The following is a 16,563-nucleotide window of genomic DNA, read 5'->3' as shown; positions in this document are numbered from 1 at the left end:
AGGACAACCACAGGAGTATGAGCATGACTTCGTCAGATACGCTTCGTTACACGAGGATTCCAACTCATCAATCCGGGACGATTCCCGCGGTGGGATTCGGCACGCTCATTCCGGATCCGCTCGTGACCAGGCAGGCCACCAGGGCCGCATTGGAGGCCGGATTTCGACATCTTGATTGCGCGGAGCGCTATCGAAACGAGGAAGCGGTCGGCGATGCGCTGCAGGAGACGTTCAAGGCGGGGACGCTTCAGCGCAAGGACCTGTTCGTTACGACGAAGCTATGGAACACCAATCATCGGCCGGAACGGGTCAGGCCTGCCTTCGACGCCAGTCGCCGACGGCTGCAGCTCGACGAGATCGATTGCTACATCATCCATACGCCCTTTGCCTTTCAACCCGGCGACGAGCAGGATCCGAGAGATGAGCACGGTCGGGTCATCTATGATTCAGGGGTTACGCTGGCCGAAACGTGGGGGGCGCTGGAACGCCTCGTCGACGAGGGGCACTGCAAGTCGATCGGTCTGTCGGACATCACCCTGGAGAAGCTGCGCGAGATCGTTTCGATCGCGCGGATCAGGCCCGCCATGGTGCAAGTCGAATCGCATCCGTATCTTCCCGAATGGGAGCTGCTCGACTTCTGTCGAGAGCACGGAATTGTGCTGCAGGCGTTTGCAGCGCTGGGGCACGCGATGAAGCCGAACGTCCTGGCCGATCCGGTGATCACTGCCATCGCGGAGCGTTTGCACAAGACACCGGCTCAAATTGCGCTGGCGTGGGCCGTTCAGCGCGGCACCGCTTTCCTGACGACTTCGACCAATCCCCGGCGCATCCAGGAAAACTTCGATATTTCAGCCTTGCCCGAAGACGCCATGCGAGAGATGAGGGACCAGATCACGACAAACATCAGGTTCAACACGGTCGTCGAGACCGGCGTGCCCGGATTCATCCCGCGGGCTGGATGAATCGGTGCCGGTCAGCCGACTCGTCAAGCCCGGAGCTGCTCGATCAAATCATGGGCGCTGCGGATCTCAGCGATGCCGGCGCCCTCGGTGAAGGGCCCGCATGCGCGTTCCAGAATTGCCAAGGCTTCCGTGGTCTGGCCAGCCCCAATCATGAACCGCCCCAGGCTGACCGCGCTTCGCAGCTCCCAGAAGCGCGCGCCTTGCTGGACGGCAATGTCCATGGCCTCGCGAAAGTGCGCCTCGGCGTCTTCTGAATGCCGAGTGCTCCTGAGCATCAACTCTCCCTTGATGCGGATCAGCTCCGGCAGATACCAGAGCTCTTGCCGGTCGTTGCAGCGGGTCAGGACGTCCTCGATCACGTCGAGCCCGCGATCGACCTGGTCGGCCTCTCCGGAACACGCGGCGAGCTCGCCGAGCAGGGGCAGAAAGCGTGGCAGGAAGCGCGCATCGCCGGCGCGATTGAGCTCCTCGCGCAGCAGTGGCAGGCCGGTCGAATCGCCGCGTCTGACCATGACTGCGGCGTTGAAGGCCCGCGCCCACAGGCCCCACAGCCGGATGGCGTGGCGCTCGGTGTGTTCGAGCAGCTCGGCGCCGTGACGCTGCGCGGCCTCGAAATCGCCGGACCAGAAGGCGATCGGGCAGGCGGCCTGTCCGAGCACGCTGCAGAAGGTCAGCGCGTGGCCATTGGCGCGGCCTTCCTCGATATTCCTGGCGGTCAGGGCCTGTGCCTGATCGGCCAGGCCCTGAAGCCACAGGATGCGAGCCCGAAAATATTGCGTCGAGATTCTCAGATCGAGCGGGAAGATTTTCGGCTTCTCCGCCAACACATGCAGCGATGCATTGACCCGCTCGATGCGTAGCCGAGCCTCGTTCTGATCCCCGAGATAATGCAGCGCCACGGCCATCAGCCGGTCGCCCAGCATGACATCGGTCTTGTCGGGCGAGTTCGCAGCTGCGTTCGCAAAGCGATCGGCGAGTGCACGGGCCTTGCCGAACTGTCCGTTGTTGAACTGGTCGATGCACAAGCCCCAGAGCGCGCGCAGCCTAAAATCCTTGTCGTCGAGCCTGTCAGCAAGCTCAAGGGTCGTCTCGAGGATCGGCCGCGCCTCGCGCGCGCGGCCCTCGCCATACATCAGCGACCAGCCGAGCGCCGACAGGAGCTGCATGCGGATGCGGTCGTCGTCGGCAGTGCCTCCGAGCGCTGCGAGCGCCGTTCTGCTGCGCTCACGGCATTCCGCGAACAGTGAAAGACGCACCCACAGCGTGATCGCGGCCGCCGTCAGCGCAATACCGAGTGTCGCCTCGCCGTCGGGCCCGAAGGCCCAGTCCAACGCCGCGCGCACATTGTCCAGCTCCGCGCCATAGATGTTCAGCCATTCGGGCAGCGGCGTCGAAATATCGGCCTCCGCGCGCTCGAATAAATCGCGAAAATGCTCGGCATGACGCCGCGCGAACTGCCTGGCTTCGCCGAGCTCGTTGAGTTTTCCGTATGCATAGGTGCGCGTGGTGTCGAGCAGCCGATAGCGCAGCGTGCGTGAGCCGGACGGCGAAATCAGCGACTTCGTCACCAGGCTGTCGATTGCTTCGAGAGTCTCGGATGCGTTGAGGCCGTCACCGGACGCGACCGCCGCAGCCGCTTTCGGCGCAAAAGGCCCGGCAAAGACCGACAGGCGTCGCAGCGTGGCGCTCTCCACGGGAGGCAGAAGGTCGTAGCTCCAGTCGAGCGCCGCGGCGAGTGTCTGGTGCCGCGGCACGGCGGTGCGCCGGCCGCGCCATTGCAGCGAAAAGCGGCTGTCGAGCAAAGATGCTGTGCCAGCGATGCCATAAGCATTGACGCGGCCCGCCGCGAGCTCGATCGCCAGCGCGATGCCGTCGAGGCGCCGGCAGATGCTCGCGACGAGGGGCGCCTCCTCTGCACTGAGCTGGAACGGGCCCGAGCTCTGCGCAATGCGGTCCACAAAGAGTTGAGCCGCGGGATAGGCAAGGACCTCGTCGACAGCAAGCCCTTCGCGCTCGGGCGGACAATCCAGCGGGAACAGCCGGAAAATCCGCTCGCCTTCGCTGCGGAACGATTCGCGGCTGGTTGCGAGAACGCGAAGCTGCGGTGCCTCGCGAACAATGTGCTCGACGAGCGGCGCCAATTGATCCAACACATGTTCGCAACTGTCGAAGATCAGCAGCGCCGGGCCGATCTTGAGAAAAGTCAGCAGGGCCGGCGTCGGATCTTCCGCGCTGATGGTCAGTCCGAGCGCCGAAGCAATGGTGGTCGCGATGTGACTGGCATCCCTCAGCGGACCGAAATCGACAAAGAAGACTCGCCCGTCGAAATCCTGGGAGCGGCAATGCCCGACGGTGACGGCGACCGAAGTCTTGCCGATGCCGCCCGGGCCGACGACGGTCATGAAGCGGTAGAGCGAAAGTCCGTTCGAGATCTTCTCGATGACATCTTCCCGGCCGACCATCCTTGTGAGCTGAGCGGGTAGGGAGCGGGGAGGGGCGGTTTCGGCCGGGAGCGGGGCGGCCGGCGGAGCCGCTTGAGCGAACGAGGCGACAAAGCAATAGCCGCGGCCGGGCACGTTGACGACGTAACGGGCTGATTTGCCGGTGTCGCCGAGCGCCTTGCGCAGCGCCGCGACGTGGAAGCGCAGGCTGCCCTCGTCGACATTGACGCCGGCCCAGATGCGCTTGACCAGCTCTCTCTTGTCGACGACTTCTCCGGGGCGTCCGGCAAGGAAGATGAGAATGTCGAGCGCGCGGCCGCCGACATGAAGCGGCGAGCCCTCCTTCTCCAAGAGCCGTGACTTCGGAAAAAGTCGAAATGGCCCAAAGGAAATGGCCGAGTCTTCGCTACGATCTGGCACGCGCCATCGCCCCCTCGAAGGGAGTCAAAAGGTATTACTTTTTGGTCTATCAGAACGAGGCGTACAGTAAACTGGCCGAAAGCAGTGGGCAGGGCTGGCAGCCCTGCGTGGACGGCTTGGGTCGGCTCGCTCACCGAATAATGCTTGGAAAGTAAAGAGTTAGGCCGACGTGACAATGCGATGATGCCGGAGCTCGTCCGGATGGAGCATTGACTGTGATGCCGGATTGCTGCGATGGCATGGTCCGGGAGCCGGTCCCGCCACCAGATTGACTGCCGACTTCCGGAATTTTCAGCATGGCCTCTTTCACGCGGCGACAATTCGTGCACGCGTTGACAAGCGCAGCGGCGCTGCCCGCGGTTCCCCGGAGCGGACAAGCCGCCGACTATCCGTCTCGTCCCATTCGCCTGGTGATTCCCTACGGAGCCGGCGGATCGGGTGACCAGATCGCGCGCCCCTGGGTGGACAGGATGCCGTCGCTGCTGGGGCCGACCTTCGTCGAATATATCGGCGGCGCGGGCGGCGCCATCGGGACCGCGGCGGTCGCGCGCGAGGAGCCCGACGGCTATTCGCTGCTGCTCGGCAACGGCAGCACGCAGGTCATCATTCCCATGACGTCGGCGAATCCCGGATATTCCGTTGGCGATTTCCGCGCCATCTACCGCCTGATCAACAGCGCGCTGGTTTTCGCCATCAATCCTTCGGTGCCCGCCGCAAACCTGCGCGAGTTGATCACCTATGCGAAAGCCAATCCGGGAAAGCTGTCCTATGGCACGCCGGGGATTGCCACCGGAAACCATCTGGTCGGCGAATCCTTCAAGCAGCAGGCCGGCGCGCTGGACATCGTCCACGTGCCCTATCGGGGCATCGCGCAGGCGACCAACGACCTCGTCAGCGGCCAGATATCGCTCGTCATTGCCGTCATGTCCGTTCAATTGCAGCAGCTGGCTCAAGCGGGGAAAATCAGGCTGCTTGCGGTCACCACCGAAACGCGGCTGAGCGGCGCGCCGGAGATCCCGACCGCCGTCGAATCCGGCATGCCCGGCATCCGGTATGAGGGCTGGTTCGGTCTGTTCGCACCCAAGGACACCGACGATGCGATCATCGACCGGATTGCGCAGGCGACGCGGCTCGCCATGGCCGAACCGGCGCTTCTGGCGAGCTATCGCGCCCAGGGCATGGAGCCGGACAATGATTCAAGCCCGGACAAATTCCAGCGCATCGTCGAGGCCACATCCGCAAGCCTCGCGCCCCTGATCAAATCGATCGGGCTGAGCAATTTGTGAGGCCGCTCAGGCGTCGGCGCGCGTGACGATGCGCGCCGTCAGCGTGACGAGGCCCATCAGCGCCGCCAGGAGCCAGAACGCGACCGGCAATCCGCCAAAGCGTGCGACGAAGCCGACACCGGCGGGGCCGACGAGAACGCCGGCGTAGCCCGCGGTCGTGATCGCCGCGACGGCAAGCCCCGTGGGCATCACCGTCTGTCTCGCCGCTCGACGGAACAGCACCGGCACGAGGTTCGATGCGCCGAGGCCGATGAGCAGGAAGCCGGCCACGGCGACCGCCACGACGGGAGCCGTGAGCAGGACCACGAAACCCGCGATCGCAATCAGGCTGCCCCAGAACAATGTGGTGCGGTCTCCGATGCGCGCGACGACGGCGTCGCCGCCGAGCCGCCCGATCGTCATCGCGACCGAGAACACGATATAGCCGATCCCGCCTTGCGCCTCGGAAACGAGGCCTGCGCCGATGACGAGCAACGCGCCCCAATCGAGCATCGCGCCTTCGACCAGGAAGGTGATGGCGCAAAGCAGTGCGAGCAGGAGCACGGCGCCATGCGGCAGCACGAACAGCGGCCCCTCCTGCACCTGCACGGAGCGAAGCAGCCGCGGCCAGGCCGCCAGCATCGCGATCAGCATCAGGACGGAGCAGATCAGCGTGCAAGCGAGCGCGCCGAGTTGCAGCGAGAGCAGTGCGGTCATGAGCGCGGCCCCGGCGAAGCCGCCGATGCTGAACAGCGCGTGGAAGCCGGACATCAGCGGACGTCCCGCGGCGCGCTCCACCTCAACCGCGTGGATGTTCATGGCGACGTCGATGGAGCCGAGCGCGGCGCCAAATGCGAAGAGTGCCAGCGCCAGCGTCGCGGGCGAGCTCGCGATTGTCAGCAGAGGCAGGACCAAGGCAAGACCGAGCCCGCCCGCAATGATGATCGGCTTGCTGCCATAGCGCGCGCTCAGCACGCCAGTCAGAACCATTGCGATGACCGAGCCGACGCCAAGGCTGAGCAGGAGCAGTCCGAGGATGCCGTCGTCGACGGCGAGCCGCGCCTTCGCGAACGGCACCAGCGGTGCCCAGCACGCGATGCCGAAGCCCGCGACGAGGAAGGCAAGCCTGGTCGCAAGGCGTGTCGCCGGCTTGTCGGCAGAAGACATGGGAACTCCGGGGAGGGAATTAGGGCGGGGCGATCGACAAGCCGCGCAATTGTTGCGTCTTTATGTCCACGGCGGACTCGAATTGTCGCAGGCGGCCCCTGGGCGGTCGGAACGCCAGTGCGAACCAAGGAGTGAGCTCCTGTAGCCCGGGTGAGCGAAGCGATACCCGGGACCGCTGCGAGAGTCCCGGATGTCGCTTTGCTCATCCGGGCTACAAGACTTGCCGTCGGGCAAAACACCCGCCACCCCGTCAACCCCTTTCTAGAAAAATATTCCACTTTACCGAAATTCGGAATTGGCGTATGTGTCGCCCATCCCGGCTCATCCTTGAGGGGCGATCTTGTGGTCGTCACGTTCGCGAGCCGGGCTTGCGGTGGACGCGGCAGCGTTCGGGTGCGAGGAGTCGGGCAGGGCGGATTGCTCTCCGTGAGCCCAAGGCTTCGTTCCGACGAGCGGCGCTGCTAGGCTTCGTCTCGTCATCAGGTCGGCGGCAACGTGCACAACGTCGTCGAAACCGGTGGCGAAATGGCGGGCCGTGCGTACGGCAAAACCGTGTGGTCCTGACCGTCGTTGCTACGGTCAAGTCCTGGCGAATGCGGCATCTGCGTCAACCGGCGCGTGCCGGTGAATTTCGTTGGGACGAGGGAGGCCAAAAGGAACTCGGCTCCCGGGAGAGCACGGCATAAGCCGTCCAACCATCGCGCAGGGAAGGCCGAGTGATTGGCTACACCTGTATGCTGCTGTGCGGTTTTCCTGCGTGTGCTTTTCGCGCAGCGGACCGCGGGTGCCAGCCGGCACCCGGCCTTCCCTGCGCCCTCTTGGATAAGAGGGTGGAATGACGAAGCAAAGCTCGGGCGAAACGCGCCGCGAGCACGCGAAGGCGTGTCTGCGAGTTGGCGCAACAACCTCAAACGTCGTCCTGGCGAAGGCCAGGACCCATACCGCGAGGTCTGTCGATTTGAGCCGGTATCAATCCCATCGACCGAATTTCCGCCAAACCCCTTCCTGGGGTAATGGGTCCTGGCCTTTGCCAGGACGACGCCGGAATTGGTGGTCATCAGTTTGACCCACACCCCATCACAACCAATTGTTTTTCGAGTGTCTTTATTCGGAAACAATCATTCCCTATTATCTCGCAATGCAAAAAGCCGCCCCCAAATCCAGCTCCGTCGCCCGTCCGCCCGGCCGTCCCCGGGAGTTCGACATGAATACTGCGCTCGACAGGGCCGTCCGCGTGTTTTCCGAGCGCGGTTATCATGCCACCTCGATCGGCGATCTCACCGCGGCCATGCGGCTGGCGACCGGCAGCGTTTACAAGGCGTTTCGCGACAAGCATGCGGTGTTTCTCGCCGCCTTCGAGCGCTACGTCGCTCTGCGCCAGGAGCAGACGCGTAGCGCCGCGGCGAAAGGCGCCAACGGCCGCGAGCGGCTGCGCAACATGCTGTTGTCGTATGTAGAGCATTCCCAGGGCAGCGAGGGGCGGCGCGGCTGTCTCGTGGTCGGCAGCGCGGTCGAATTGTCCGCGGTCGATCCGGTGGTCGCCGCCCTCGTCAGCGCGCGGCTCGAGACCAACGAAGGCTTCATCGCCGGCCTCATTCGCGAGGGGCAGGCTGACGGCTCGATTCCCCGTCATGTGGCCGCCGACGACACCGCGCGGCTGATGATCTGCATCACGCAGGGTCTGCGCGTCGTCGGCAAGGCGCGCCTTTCGCTCGACGGCAAGCGCCTGGTCGCCGTCGCGATGAAGCTGCTCGCCTGAATTTTTTGTCATATTAGGAAACAAGCGTTTCCTATGTCTGGAGACTATGTGAATGACGATGAATGCCACGATCGAGACCGCCCCCGAGCCGGATGCGGTGTCGCAGCGACTGACCTTCGTGCTTGCCGCGGCCTGTGGCATGGTCGCCGCCAACATCTATTACGCCCAGCCGCTGATCGCCCCGATCAGCGCCGCGCTCGGCCTGTCGCATGAAGCGGCGGGACTGATCGTCACCATGACGCAGATCGGCTACGGCGTGGGGCTTCTCTTCATCGTGCCGCTCGGCGACCTCGTCGAGAACCGCACCCTGATCTGCTCCGTCATCACGCTCGGCGCGACAGCCCTGCTTGCCGCGGGGGTCGCGTCCCACGCGCTACCGTTCCTGATCGCCGCGCTGTTCATCGGGCTCGGCTCGGTCGCGGTGCAGATCATCATTCCCTATGCGGCGCACCTTGCGCCGGCAGCCATTCGCGGCCGTGTCGTCGGCAACGTCTCGACCGGCTTGATGCTCGGCATCATGCTGGCGCGGCCGGTATCGAGCTTCGTCACGGCGATGCTGTCGTGGCACGCGGTGTTCTTCTGCTCGGCCGCGCTGATGATCGTGCTCGCAGCCGTGCTCTGGATGACGCTGCCGAAGCGCAAGCCGGTCGCGCGGATGCATTACGGCGAGTTGCTGCTCTCGATGCCGCATCTGGCGCGGACCACGCCGCTGCTGCGCCGCCGCGCGCTGTACCAGGCCAGCCTGTTCGGCGCCTTCAGCCTGTTCTGGACCGTGACGCCGCTGCTGCTCGCGAGTGAGTTCGGCTTCACCCAGCGCGGCATCGCGCTGTTCGCGCTTGCCGGTGTCGCCGGCGTGTTCGCGGCGCCGATCGCGGGGCGGCTTGCCGATCGCGGCCACAGCCGCATGGCAACGCTGGTCGCGCTGCTGCTCGCGGCCGTGGGCTTCCTGATCACGCATGTCGGCGCGCCCGGATCGGTGCTGAACCTCGCCTGCCTGGTCGTGGCCGCGATCGCGATCGACATCGGCGTGCAGGGCAACGTCGTGCTCGGCTTCCGCGCGATCTTTGCGCTGGGGCATGAGCACCGCAGCCGCCTCAACGGCCTCTACATGGCGACGTTCTTCACCGCGGGCGCGGCGGGCTCGGCGGTCGGCGCCTGGGCGTTCGCGCAAGGCGGCTGGACGCTCGCATCGGCCATTGGCCTCGCGCTGCCCGTCGCGGGCCTGGTTTATGCGGCCACCGAGTAGGGGCCGGGCCCGAATTGTGCGATCCGGGCCGTTTACCAAGGCTGTCCGGCCGGCAATTTGCGCCTCGCAGTTTCCCTGCCGCTGTAGTACTTTGGTCGCAAGCGAGCCTGGTTAACGGGCGGCAGGGGGAGGCTGATGAGGCGTGCGGGGCTGGTTGGCGTGCCGCGGGTACGACCATGGTCGTGGCAGGCGTTTCTGCTTGGATTTGTCGTTGTCGCAATGTCGGCTGCGCTCCAGGGCGTCTGTGTCGCGCTCGGCGCAAAACTCTATTTCGCGGCGTTCCTGCCCAGCCTGTTCGTGCTCGGTCTTGTCGCAGGCGCGCCGGCGGCGGCGTTCGCTGCGGTGCTCACCATTCCGCTGGTGTGGTGGGTGTTCATGCCGCCCTTCTTCGAGTTCAATTCGCTGACCAGCGCGCATGCCGATTCCATCAAGCTGTTCTGCCTGCTCGCGGTGCTGGTGATCGGCCTTGCCGATCTCTGCCGCGAGATCATCAGCCGCGGCGGATTGAAGCCGCGCAGCGAGAGCGCGGCAACGAATTCGCAATAGATCGGCCTTGTACGGCCGCGCACGTTGCGCGCGGGCAACAGTCCGGAAACCATTCGCGCGCTTGCTGTGCGGCGCTAACTTTTCGAAAAAGATTTGGCCGCAATTTCTCCCCCGGGAATGACGAGGGAGTTTTCGGACATGAACGGCCAAATAACCGGTCACGCCATCTTGGAGAACGTGCGCCGCTACCGCGGTATCGCATCGCTCTATCGCCAGACCGCTGCATTCCGCCCGGACCAGAGCTGGTCGCTGCTCGAGCAGGCGAAGGATTGGGAAGCACGGGCGCTGCTGGAGCTGGAAGCCTATTTCGCCGCGCGGATGGATTACGCTGCGACCCGTGCGGCCTGATCGTTAACCATCGGCGCGGCCTTGGGCAGGCTCGCCGAAGGGTCGGTTGTCGGGTCGTGCACGGAAAACACGGGTCGACTACGGAGTTCTCTCGACGCCCTCCTGTGCTAGCAACGTCCCGACCGAGACATGCCAATTCGGCCGGGGCAAGCGATGACCACCTTCAACCGCATCTTCACGACCGAGCGCCTGCTCCAGATCATCGTCATTCTCGCGGCCACGGTCGCGATGAAGCTGATGGGCTGAATTTCGGCGGACTATCGCGCGCCGAATTCGGGCAATTCGGGCAGATAGTTCGACCCCTCCGATCCCAGGAAATCGAACATCGCCTGCGCCGGCGGCAACAGCACCTTGTCGCTGCGGCGGATCACGTACCATTGCCGCACGATCGGCAGGCCCGCGACGTCGAGCACGATCAGCCGGCCCTCGGTGAGCTCGTGCGCCACGGTGTGGGCCGAGATGAAGGCGATGCCGAGCCCGGCGATGACGGCCTGCTTGATGGTCTCGTTGCTGCTCATCTCCATGCCGATGATCGGCTCGAGATCCGACCTCTGGAACATGCCTTCCATCAGTGTCCGCGTGCCCGAGCCGGGCTCGCGCGTGAGGAAGGTCTCATGCACGAGGTCAGTCAGGCTGAGGCCGGAATCCTTCTCCAGCCAGTGCCCCTTCCGCGCGACGATGATGTGCGGATTGCGCCCGAGCTGCCGGACGTCGACGCTGACGTCGGCCGGTGGCCGACCCATCACCGCGAAGTCGAGATCGTAGCCGTGCATGGCCTCGCGGATCTCCTCGCGATTGCCGACCGTGAGCTTGAGCTCGATCTTCGGATACCGCTTCGAGAATGCCGCGATCGCGTGCGGCACGAAATATTTTGCGGTCGAGACAGCGCCGAGATGCACCGTGCCGCCGGTTCGCCCCGCAAGCAGGTCGAGCGCGCCCTGGCAGTCGGCGATTGCGGCTTCGACCCGCTCGGCGAGGGTGAGCACCTCCTTGCCCGCCTCCGTCAGCAGCATGCCGTCGCCGGTCCGCTGCAGCAGCGGCAGGCCGGCGAGATCCTGAAGCTGGCGCAGTTGCTGGGTCACGGCCGGCTGTGTCAGGCCGAGCTGGGTCGAGGCTGCCGTGACGCTGCCCTTCGCGGAGAGCGCCGCGAGCGAGCGAAGCTGCCGGATCGTCAGATGCCGGAGCTGTGCCGAAGCATTATAAGATAATTCTTTGGCGCTCATTATGAATAGAAATTTTCCTTATTAAGCCGCCCCTGTCAATCTCATCCTTGTTGGCACTGACCGCACCGACCTCCAGCGAGGAGGGAACTGGATACGGCACCAGCAAAGGGGATGGACGCAGATGACCGGGCAACTCAGGCTGGACGACCACCTGCAGCGGTATTCAGAAACGGCACCCCATGCGCTGGCCGTGGCGGCGGCTGTCGACGCCATCGCGGCGGCGGCGATCGAGATCGCCGATCTCATCGCCACGGGAGACCTTGCGGACGCCTCCGGCCTGACCACCGGCCGCAACAGTGACGGTGATGTCCAGCGCGATCTCGACGTGCAGGCGGATGCGATCCTGCGCCGCTGTCTCGGCAAGCTGCCGATCGCGGCACTGGCGTCAGAGGAGATGCGCGAACCCCAGATCGGCGACCGCGCGGCCAAGATCTGCGTCGCGATCGATCCGCTCGACGGCTCCTCCAACATCGACATCAACATGACCGTGGGCACGATCTTCTCGATCCTGCCGGCGCCCGACGATCTCGCGCTCGCCTTCCATCAGCGCGGCTCGGCGCAGCTCGCGGCGGGGTTCGTCACCTACGGCCCGCAGACCTCGCTGGTGCTGACGCTTGGCGAGGGCGTCGATATCTTCACGCTGGACCGCAAGTCCGGTTGCTTCCGTCTCGCGCGTAGCGCCGTGCAGATCTCCGAGACGTGCGAGGAATTCGCGATCAACGCCTCGAACCGCCGGCATTGGGAACAGCCGGTGCGCGCCTTCGTCGACGAATGCCTCGCCGGTGTGGAAGGGCAGGCCAACCACAATTTCAACATGCGCTGGGTCGGCTCGCTGGTTGCCGAGGCCTATCGCATCCTCACCCGGGGTGGCGTGTTCCTCTATCCCTCCGATGCACGGCCGGGCTATGGCGACGGCCGCCTGCGCCTCGTCTACGAGGCGCACCCGATGGCTTACATCATCGAGCAGGCCGGTGGCTCGGCTTCAACCGGGCGCGAGCGCATCCTCGAACTCGCGGCGCAGAGCCTGCACCAACGCGTGCCGCTGATCATGGGCTCGAGCAACGAGGTGCAGCGCGTCGAGGAACTGCATTGCGATCCCTTGCTGGTCGCCAGCGTCTCCGCACCGCTGTTCGCGCGGCGCGGCTTCTTCCGGCTGTAAGCGAGGCATCCCATGTCCAGGAAGCATCCGATCATCTCCATCACCGGCTCTTCGGGCGCCGGCACCACGTCGGTCAAGAAGACTTTCGAACAGATATTCTTCCGCGAGAAGGTCAACGCCGCCTACATCGAAGGCGACGCCTTCCATCGCTATGACCGCGCGGAAATGCGCACGCAGATGGCGAAGGAGGCCGATCGCGGCAACAGGCATTTCAGCCATTTCAGCCCCGAGACCAACCTGTTCGAGGAGCTGGAGCGGGCGTTCCGCGACTATGGCGAGACCGGCACTGCGACGACGCGGCACTATGTCCACGATGCCGAGGAATCCGCGCTGCATGGCGCCGCACCCGGCACCTTCACCGAATGGAAACGGCTGCCGGAGAGTTCCGATCTGCTGTTTTACGAGGGCCTGCACGGCGCGGTCGTCACCGACAAGGTCAACGTCGCGCGCTATGCCGACCTCAAGATCGGCGTCGTGCCCGTCATCAATCTCGAATGGATCCAGAAGCTGCACCGCGACCGCAGTGCGCGAGGCTATTCGACCGAGGCCGTCACCGACACAGTTCTGCGGCGGATGCCCGACTACATCCACTACATCTGTCCGCAATTTTCCGAGACCGACATCAACTTCCAGCGCGTGCCGACGGTGGACACCTCCAATCCGTTCATCGCGCGCTGGATCCCGACGCCGGACGAATCGATGGTCGTGATCCGCTTCAAGAACCCGCGCGGCATCGACTTTCCCTATCTGCTCTCGATGCTGCCGCAAAGCTGGATGTCGCGCGCCAATTCGATCGTGTGCCCCGGCGCGAAGCTCGACCTCGCGATGCAGCTGATCCTGACGCCGCTGATCATGCAGCTGATCGAGCGCAAGCGAAACCTGAAGTGAACGAGGGGAGGATCCGATGAACATCTCCGTCCACGCCGACGCGGACCTTACCGCGGTCACACACAACGATCTCGCCAACGCGGTGCGCTTTCTCGCGGTCGACGCCATCGAAGTCTCGCAATCCGGCCATCCCGGCCTGCCCATGGGCATGGCCGATGTCGCGACCGTGCTGTTCTCGCGATTTCTGAGATTCGACTCGGCTCACCCCAATTGGCCGGACCGTGATCGCTTCGTGCTGTCGGCGGGCCACGGCTCGATGCTGCTTTATGCATTGCTCCATCTCACCGGCGGCGACGTCAGCCTCGACGACATCAAGGCCTTCCGGCAATGGGGTTCGAAGACACCGGGCCATCCGGAATATGGCCATACGCCGGGCGTCGAGACCACGACCGGTCCGCTGGGGCAGGGGATTGCGACCGCGGTCGGCATGGCCCTCGCCGAGCGCATGGCGAATGCCCGGCATGGCGAGGGACTCGTCGATCACTTTACGTATGTGGTCGCTGGTGACGGCTGCCTAATGGAAGGCATCAGCCAGGAAGCGATTTCGCTCGCCGGCCATCTCGGGCTCGGCCGCCTGATCGTGCTGTTCGACGACAACGGTATCTCGATCGACGGCCCGACGTCGCTTGCGACCTCCGACGATCAGCTCGCGCGCTTCGCTGCCTCCGGCTGGTCGGTGCGCCGTGTCGACGGGCACGATCCCGAAGCAATTGCGCAGGCGATTGCGGAGGAGCGTGAGAGCGCAAGACCGTCGTTGATCGCCTGCCGCACCATCATCGGTTACGGCGCGCCGGATCGTCAGGGCACCGAGAAGGCACATGGCGCGCCGCTCGGCACCGAGCAGACGGCCGCCGCGCGGCGAGCGCTCGGCTGGGACTATCAGCCCTTCGTGGTGCCTGTCACGATCCTGAAAGCATGGCGGATGATCGGGCAGCGCGGGCAGGTCGAGCGTCTCGCCTGGCTCGACCGCTATGAATGCGCAACGCCCGAGCAGCGCGACCTGTTTATCGAGGGCAAGGCGGTTGCCCTGCCGAACGCCTATGCCCAGGCCTCGGCGAAATTGCGCGAACGCTTTGCCACCGAGCGTCCGAAGCTCGCGACGCGGCAGGCCTCGCAACAGGTGCTCGACGGCATCGCAGGGACGATTCCCGGATTTGTCGGCGGCTCGGCGGACCTGACGCATTCGAACCTGACGCATGTCAAGGCGCAGACCCCGGTCAAGCGCGACGCGTTCGCCGGCGATTACATCCACTACGGCATCCGCGAGCATGGCATGGCGGCCGCGATGAACGGCCTCGCGCTGCACGGCGGCTTCATTCCCTATGGCGGCACCTTCCTCGCCTTCTCCGATTACAGCCGGCCGGCGATCCGCCTTGCGGCCTTGATGCGGATCCGCGTCATTCATGTGATGACCCATGACTCCATTGGTCTCGGTGAGGACGGCCCGACGCATCAGCCGGTCGAGCATCTCGCAGCGCTCCGCGTCATTCCGAACCTGCTTGTGTTCCGGCCGGCCGACGCGGTTGAGACGCTGGAAGCATGGGACTGCGCGCTTCAAGCTGAAAATCGTCCCTCCGTGCTGTGCCTGTCCCGTCAGGCCCTGCCGACCTTCCGCAGCGATGTGCGCGGCAGAAACCGCGTCGCACGCGGCGCCTATCTGATCGTTTCGCCGGACGGCGGCCGCGACGTGACACTGATCGCAACGGGTTCGGAAGTGTCTATTGCGCTGGAAGCCGCCCGCCTGCTCGCCGCCGAGCACGTCCGCGCGGCCGTCGTCTCCGCGCCCTGCTTCGCGTTGTTCGAGGAGCAGCCGGAGGACTACCGCGCTGCCGTGCTCGGCACCGCGCCACGGATCGGCATCGAGGCGGCAGTTGCCGGCGATTGGCATCGCTGGATCGGCACTGACGGCGAATTCGTCGGCATGCGCGGCTTCGGTGCTTCGGCGCCCGCGCCCGTGCTCTACCGCGAATTCGGCATCACGCCGCAAAGCGTTGCGGAAGCCGCCCGGCGGGCGATTGCCCGCACAAGCAAGCAATAACAGGAGGAATTGTCGTGGCCCGTATCACCCTTCGTCAGCTGCTCGACCACGCCGCCAGTCACGGCTACGCGGTGCCGGCGTTCAACATCAACAACATGGAACAGGGCATCGCGATCATGCAGGCGGCGGCCGAGGTCGATGCGCCGGTGATCATCCAGGCTTCGCGCGGCGCGCGCAGCTATGCCGGCGACCTCATGCTCTCGCACATGATCGACGCGCTGGAGCGGACCTATCCGGACATCCCGCTCTGCATGCACCAGGACCATGGCAACGACGAGGCGACCTGCGCGTCTGCGATCGCCCATGGCTTCACCTCGGTGATGATGGACGGCTCGCTCAAGGCCGACGCCAAGACCGCGGCCGATTATGACTACAATGTTGCGATCACTAGCCGCGTCGTCGATCTCGCTCATTGGGTCGGCGCTTCCGTCGAAGGCGAACTAGGCGTGCTCGGCTCGCTCGAGCATGGCGGCGGCGAACAGGAGGATGGTCACGGCGTCGAAGGTAAGGTCAGCCACGACCAGTTGTTGACCGATCCCGACCAGGCGGTCGACTTCGTCCGCGCCACCAAGGTCGATGCGCTCGCGATCGCGATGGGCACCTCGCACGGCGCCTACAAGTTCAGCCGCAAGCCGGATGGCGACATTCTGGCGATGCGGGTGGTCGAGGAGATCCACCGCCGGCTGCCGAACACGCATCTCGTGATGCACGGCTCTTCCTCCGTGCCGCAGCCGCTCCAGGATATGTTCAACCAGTTCGGCGGCGAGATGCCGCAGACCTGGGGCGTGCCGGTCGAGGAGATCGTCCGCGGTATCAAGAGCGGCGTGCGCAAGGTCAATATCGACACCGACTGCCGGCTGGCAATGACCGCGGTGTTCCGGAAAGTGGCCGCGCAAACGCGCTCGGAGTTCGATCCCCGCAAATTCCTCAAGCCCGCGATGGATGCGATGCGCGAGCTCTGCCGCGAGCGCTTCGAGCAGTTCGGGACCGCAGGCCACGCCAGCCGGATCAAGGTCATTCCCTTGAGCGAGATGGCGCGGCGCTACCGCGCTGGCGACCTCGATCCGAGCGTCGACGCCCGCGAGCCTGTCGCAGCCTAAT

13 protein-coding genes are annotated in these 16,563 nt (G+C 65.0%); 10 read left to right on the top strand and 3 right to left on the bottom strand.

What is annotated here, in order from left to right; genetic code table 11:
* Nucleotides 1–23: 23 nt before the first annotated feature.
* Nucleotides 24–962, top strand: a complete 939-nt coding sequence (locus tag AC0L3U_RS07880) for an aldo/keto reductase (RefSeq protein ID WP_473361370.1) — start codon at nucleotides 24–26, stop codon at nucleotides 960–962.
* Between the two features lie 23 nt (nucleotides 963–985).
* Here the strand turns inward: AC0L3U_RS07880 and AC0L3U_RS07875 are convergent, their stop codons facing one another.
* Nucleotides 986–3,823: an ATP-binding protein gene (locus tag AC0L3U_RS07875; protein ID WP_473361295.1), complete on the bottom strand. Its 2,838-nt coding sequence runs from the start codon at nucleotides 3,821–3,823 to the stop codon at nucleotides 986–988.
* Nucleotides 3,824–4,119: 296 nt separating this feature from the next.
* Here AC0L3U_RS07875 and AC0L3U_RS07870 point away from each other — a divergent pair, with 296 nt between their 5' ends.
* Nucleotides 4,120–5,109, top strand: a complete 990-nt coding sequence (locus AC0L3U_RS07870) for a Bug family tripartite tricarboxylate transporter substrate binding protein (protein WP_473361294.1) — start codon at nucleotides 4,120–4,122, stop codon at nucleotides 5,107–5,109.
* Nucleotides 5,110–5,115: 6 nt separating this feature from the next.
* Here the strand turns inward: AC0L3U_RS07870 and AC0L3U_RS07865 are convergent, their stop codons facing one another.
* Nucleotides 5,116–6,255 (bottom strand): MFS transporter, encoded by a 1,140-nt coding sequence (locus tag AC0L3U_RS07865; protein ID WP_473361293.1) that lies wholly within the window; start codon nucleotides 6,253–6,255, stop codon nucleotides 5,116–5,118.
* Nucleotides 6,256–7,393: 1,138 nt separating this feature from the next.
* Between AC0L3U_RS07865 and AC0L3U_RS07860 the strand changes: the two genes are divergently transcribed.
* The 4 genes from AC0L3U_RS07860 to AC0L3U_RS07845 all read left to right on the top strand — a co-directional run bounded on the left by AC0L3U_RS07860 (nucleotide 7,394) and on the right by AC0L3U_RS07845 (nucleotide 10,154).
* Complete coding sequence (locus tag AC0L3U_RS07860) at nucleotides 7,394–8,014, top strand: TetR/AcrR family transcriptional regulator (protein ID WP_473361292.1); 621 nt, start codon at nucleotides 7,394–7,396, stop codon at nucleotides 8,012–8,014.
* 52 nt (nucleotides 8,015–8,066) lie between these two features.
* Nucleotides 8,067–9,260 (top strand): MFS transporter, encoded by a 1,194-nt coding sequence (locus AC0L3U_RS07855; RefSeq protein ID WP_473361291.1) that lies wholly within the window; start codon nucleotides 8,067–8,069, stop codon nucleotides 9,258–9,260.
* 135 nt (nucleotides 9,261–9,395) lie between these two features.
* Nucleotides 9,396–9,806, top strand: a complete 411-nt coding sequence (locus AC0L3U_RS07850; RefSeq protein WP_473361290.1) for a DUF4118 domain-containing protein — start codon at nucleotides 9,396–9,398, stop codon at nucleotides 9,804–9,806.
* Nucleotides 9,807–9,944: 138 nt separating this feature from the next.
* The gene (locus AC0L3U_RS07845) at nucleotides 9,945–10,154 is read left to right on the top strand and encodes a hypothetical protein (protein WP_354263459.1); all 210 of its coding nucleotides are present in this window, start codon (nucleotides 9,945–9,947) and stop codon (nucleotides 10,152–10,154) included.
* A gap of 257 nt (nucleotides 10,155–10,411) precedes the next feature.
* Here AC0L3U_RS07845 and AC0L3U_RS07840 read toward each other — a convergent pair whose 3' ends face one another.
* On the bottom strand, nucleotides 10,412–11,377 hold the full coding sequence (locus AC0L3U_RS07840; RefSeq protein WP_473361289.1) for a LysR family transcriptional regulator: 966 nt from the start codon (nucleotides 11,375–11,377) through the stop codon (nucleotides 10,412–10,414).
* Between the two features lie 121 nt (nucleotides 11,378–11,498).
* On the opposite strand from AC0L3U_RS07840, the gene AC0L3U_RS07835 reads away from it, so the two are divergent.
* Genes AC0L3U_RS07835 through fba form a run of 4 tightly spaced genes read left to right on the top strand, consistent with a single transcriptional unit; the run spans nucleotide 11,499 to nucleotide 16,562 of the window.
* Nucleotides 11,499–12,536 carry a class 1 fructose-bisphosphatase gene (locus AC0L3U_RS07835; RefSeq protein ID WP_473361288.1) on the top strand — a complete coding sequence of 346 codons (1,038 nt, stop codon included), beginning with the start codon at nucleotides 11,499–11,501 and terminating at the stop codon, nucleotides 12,534–12,536.
* 12 nt (nucleotides 12,537–12,548) lie between these two features.
* Nucleotides 12,549–13,424, top strand: coding sequence for a phosphoribulokinase (locus AC0L3U_RS07830; protein WP_063993396.1), 876 nt, complete (start codon nucleotides 12,549–12,551; stop codon nucleotides 13,422–13,424).
* A gap of 16 nt (nucleotides 13,425–13,440) precedes the next feature.
* Nucleotides 13,441–15,462 (top strand): transketolase, encoded by a 2,022-nt coding sequence (gene tkt / locus AC0L3U_RS07825; RefSeq protein WP_473361287.1) that lies wholly within the window; start codon nucleotides 13,441–13,443, stop codon nucleotides 15,460–15,462.
* Nucleotides 15,463–15,476: 14 nt separating this feature from the next.
* A complete protein-coding gene (fba, locus tag AC0L3U_RS07820; protein ID WP_473361286.1) occupies nucleotides 15,477–16,562 on the top strand; it encodes a class II fructose-bisphosphate aldolase in 1,086 nt (361 codons plus the stop codon).
* The last annotated feature ends 1 nt before the right edge of the window (nucleotide 16,563 follow it).

Source organism: Bradyrhizobium sp. Kon69 (assembly GCF_055807515.1).
The sequence above is the reverse complement of the archived record's forward strand: the minus strand, read 5'-3'. Positions and strand labels throughout refer to the sequence as shown.

Coding starts and splice junctions, on each gene's coding strand:
- AC0L3U_RS07880 (WP_473361370.1), top strand. CDS start 24: ATGACTTCGTCAGATACGCTTCGTTACACGAGGATTCCAACTCATCAA.
- AC0L3U_RS07870 (WP_473361294.1), top strand. CDS start 4,120: ATGGCCTCTTTCACGCGGCGACAATTCGTGCACGCGTTGACAAGCGCA.
- AC0L3U_RS07865 (WP_473361293.1), bottom strand. CDS start 6,255: ATGTCTTCTGCCGACAAGCCGGCGACACGCCTTGCGACCAGGCTTGCC.
- AC0L3U_RS07860 (WP_473361292.1), top strand. CDS start 7,394: ATGCAAAAAGCCGCCCCCAAATCCAGCTCCGTCGCCCGTCCGCCCGGC.
- AC0L3U_RS07855 (WP_473361291.1), top strand. CDS start 8,067: ATGACGATGAATGCCACGATCGAGACCGCCCCCGAGCCGGATGCGGTG.
- AC0L3U_RS07850 (WP_473361290.1), top strand. CDS start 9,396: ATGAGGCGTGCGGGGCTGGTTGGCGTGCCGCGGGTACGACCATGGTCG.
- AC0L3U_RS07845 (WP_354263459.1), top strand. CDS start 9,945: ATGAACGGCCAAATAACCGGTCACGCCATCTTGGAGAACGTGCGCCGC.
- AC0L3U_RS07840 (WP_473361289.1), bottom strand. CDS start 11,377: ATGAGCGCCAAAGAATTATCTTATAATGCTTCGGCACAGCTCCGGCAT.
- AC0L3U_RS07835 (WP_473361288.1), top strand. CDS start 11,499: ATGACCGGGCAACTCAGGCTGGACGACCACCTGCAGCGGTATTCAGAA.
- AC0L3U_RS07830 (WP_063993396.1), top strand. CDS start 12,549: ATGTCCAGGAAGCATCCGATCATCTCCATCACCGGCTCTTCGGGCGCC.
- tkt (WP_473361287.1), top strand. CDS start 13,441: ATGAACATCTCCGTCCACGCCGACGCGGACCTTACCGCGGTCACACAC.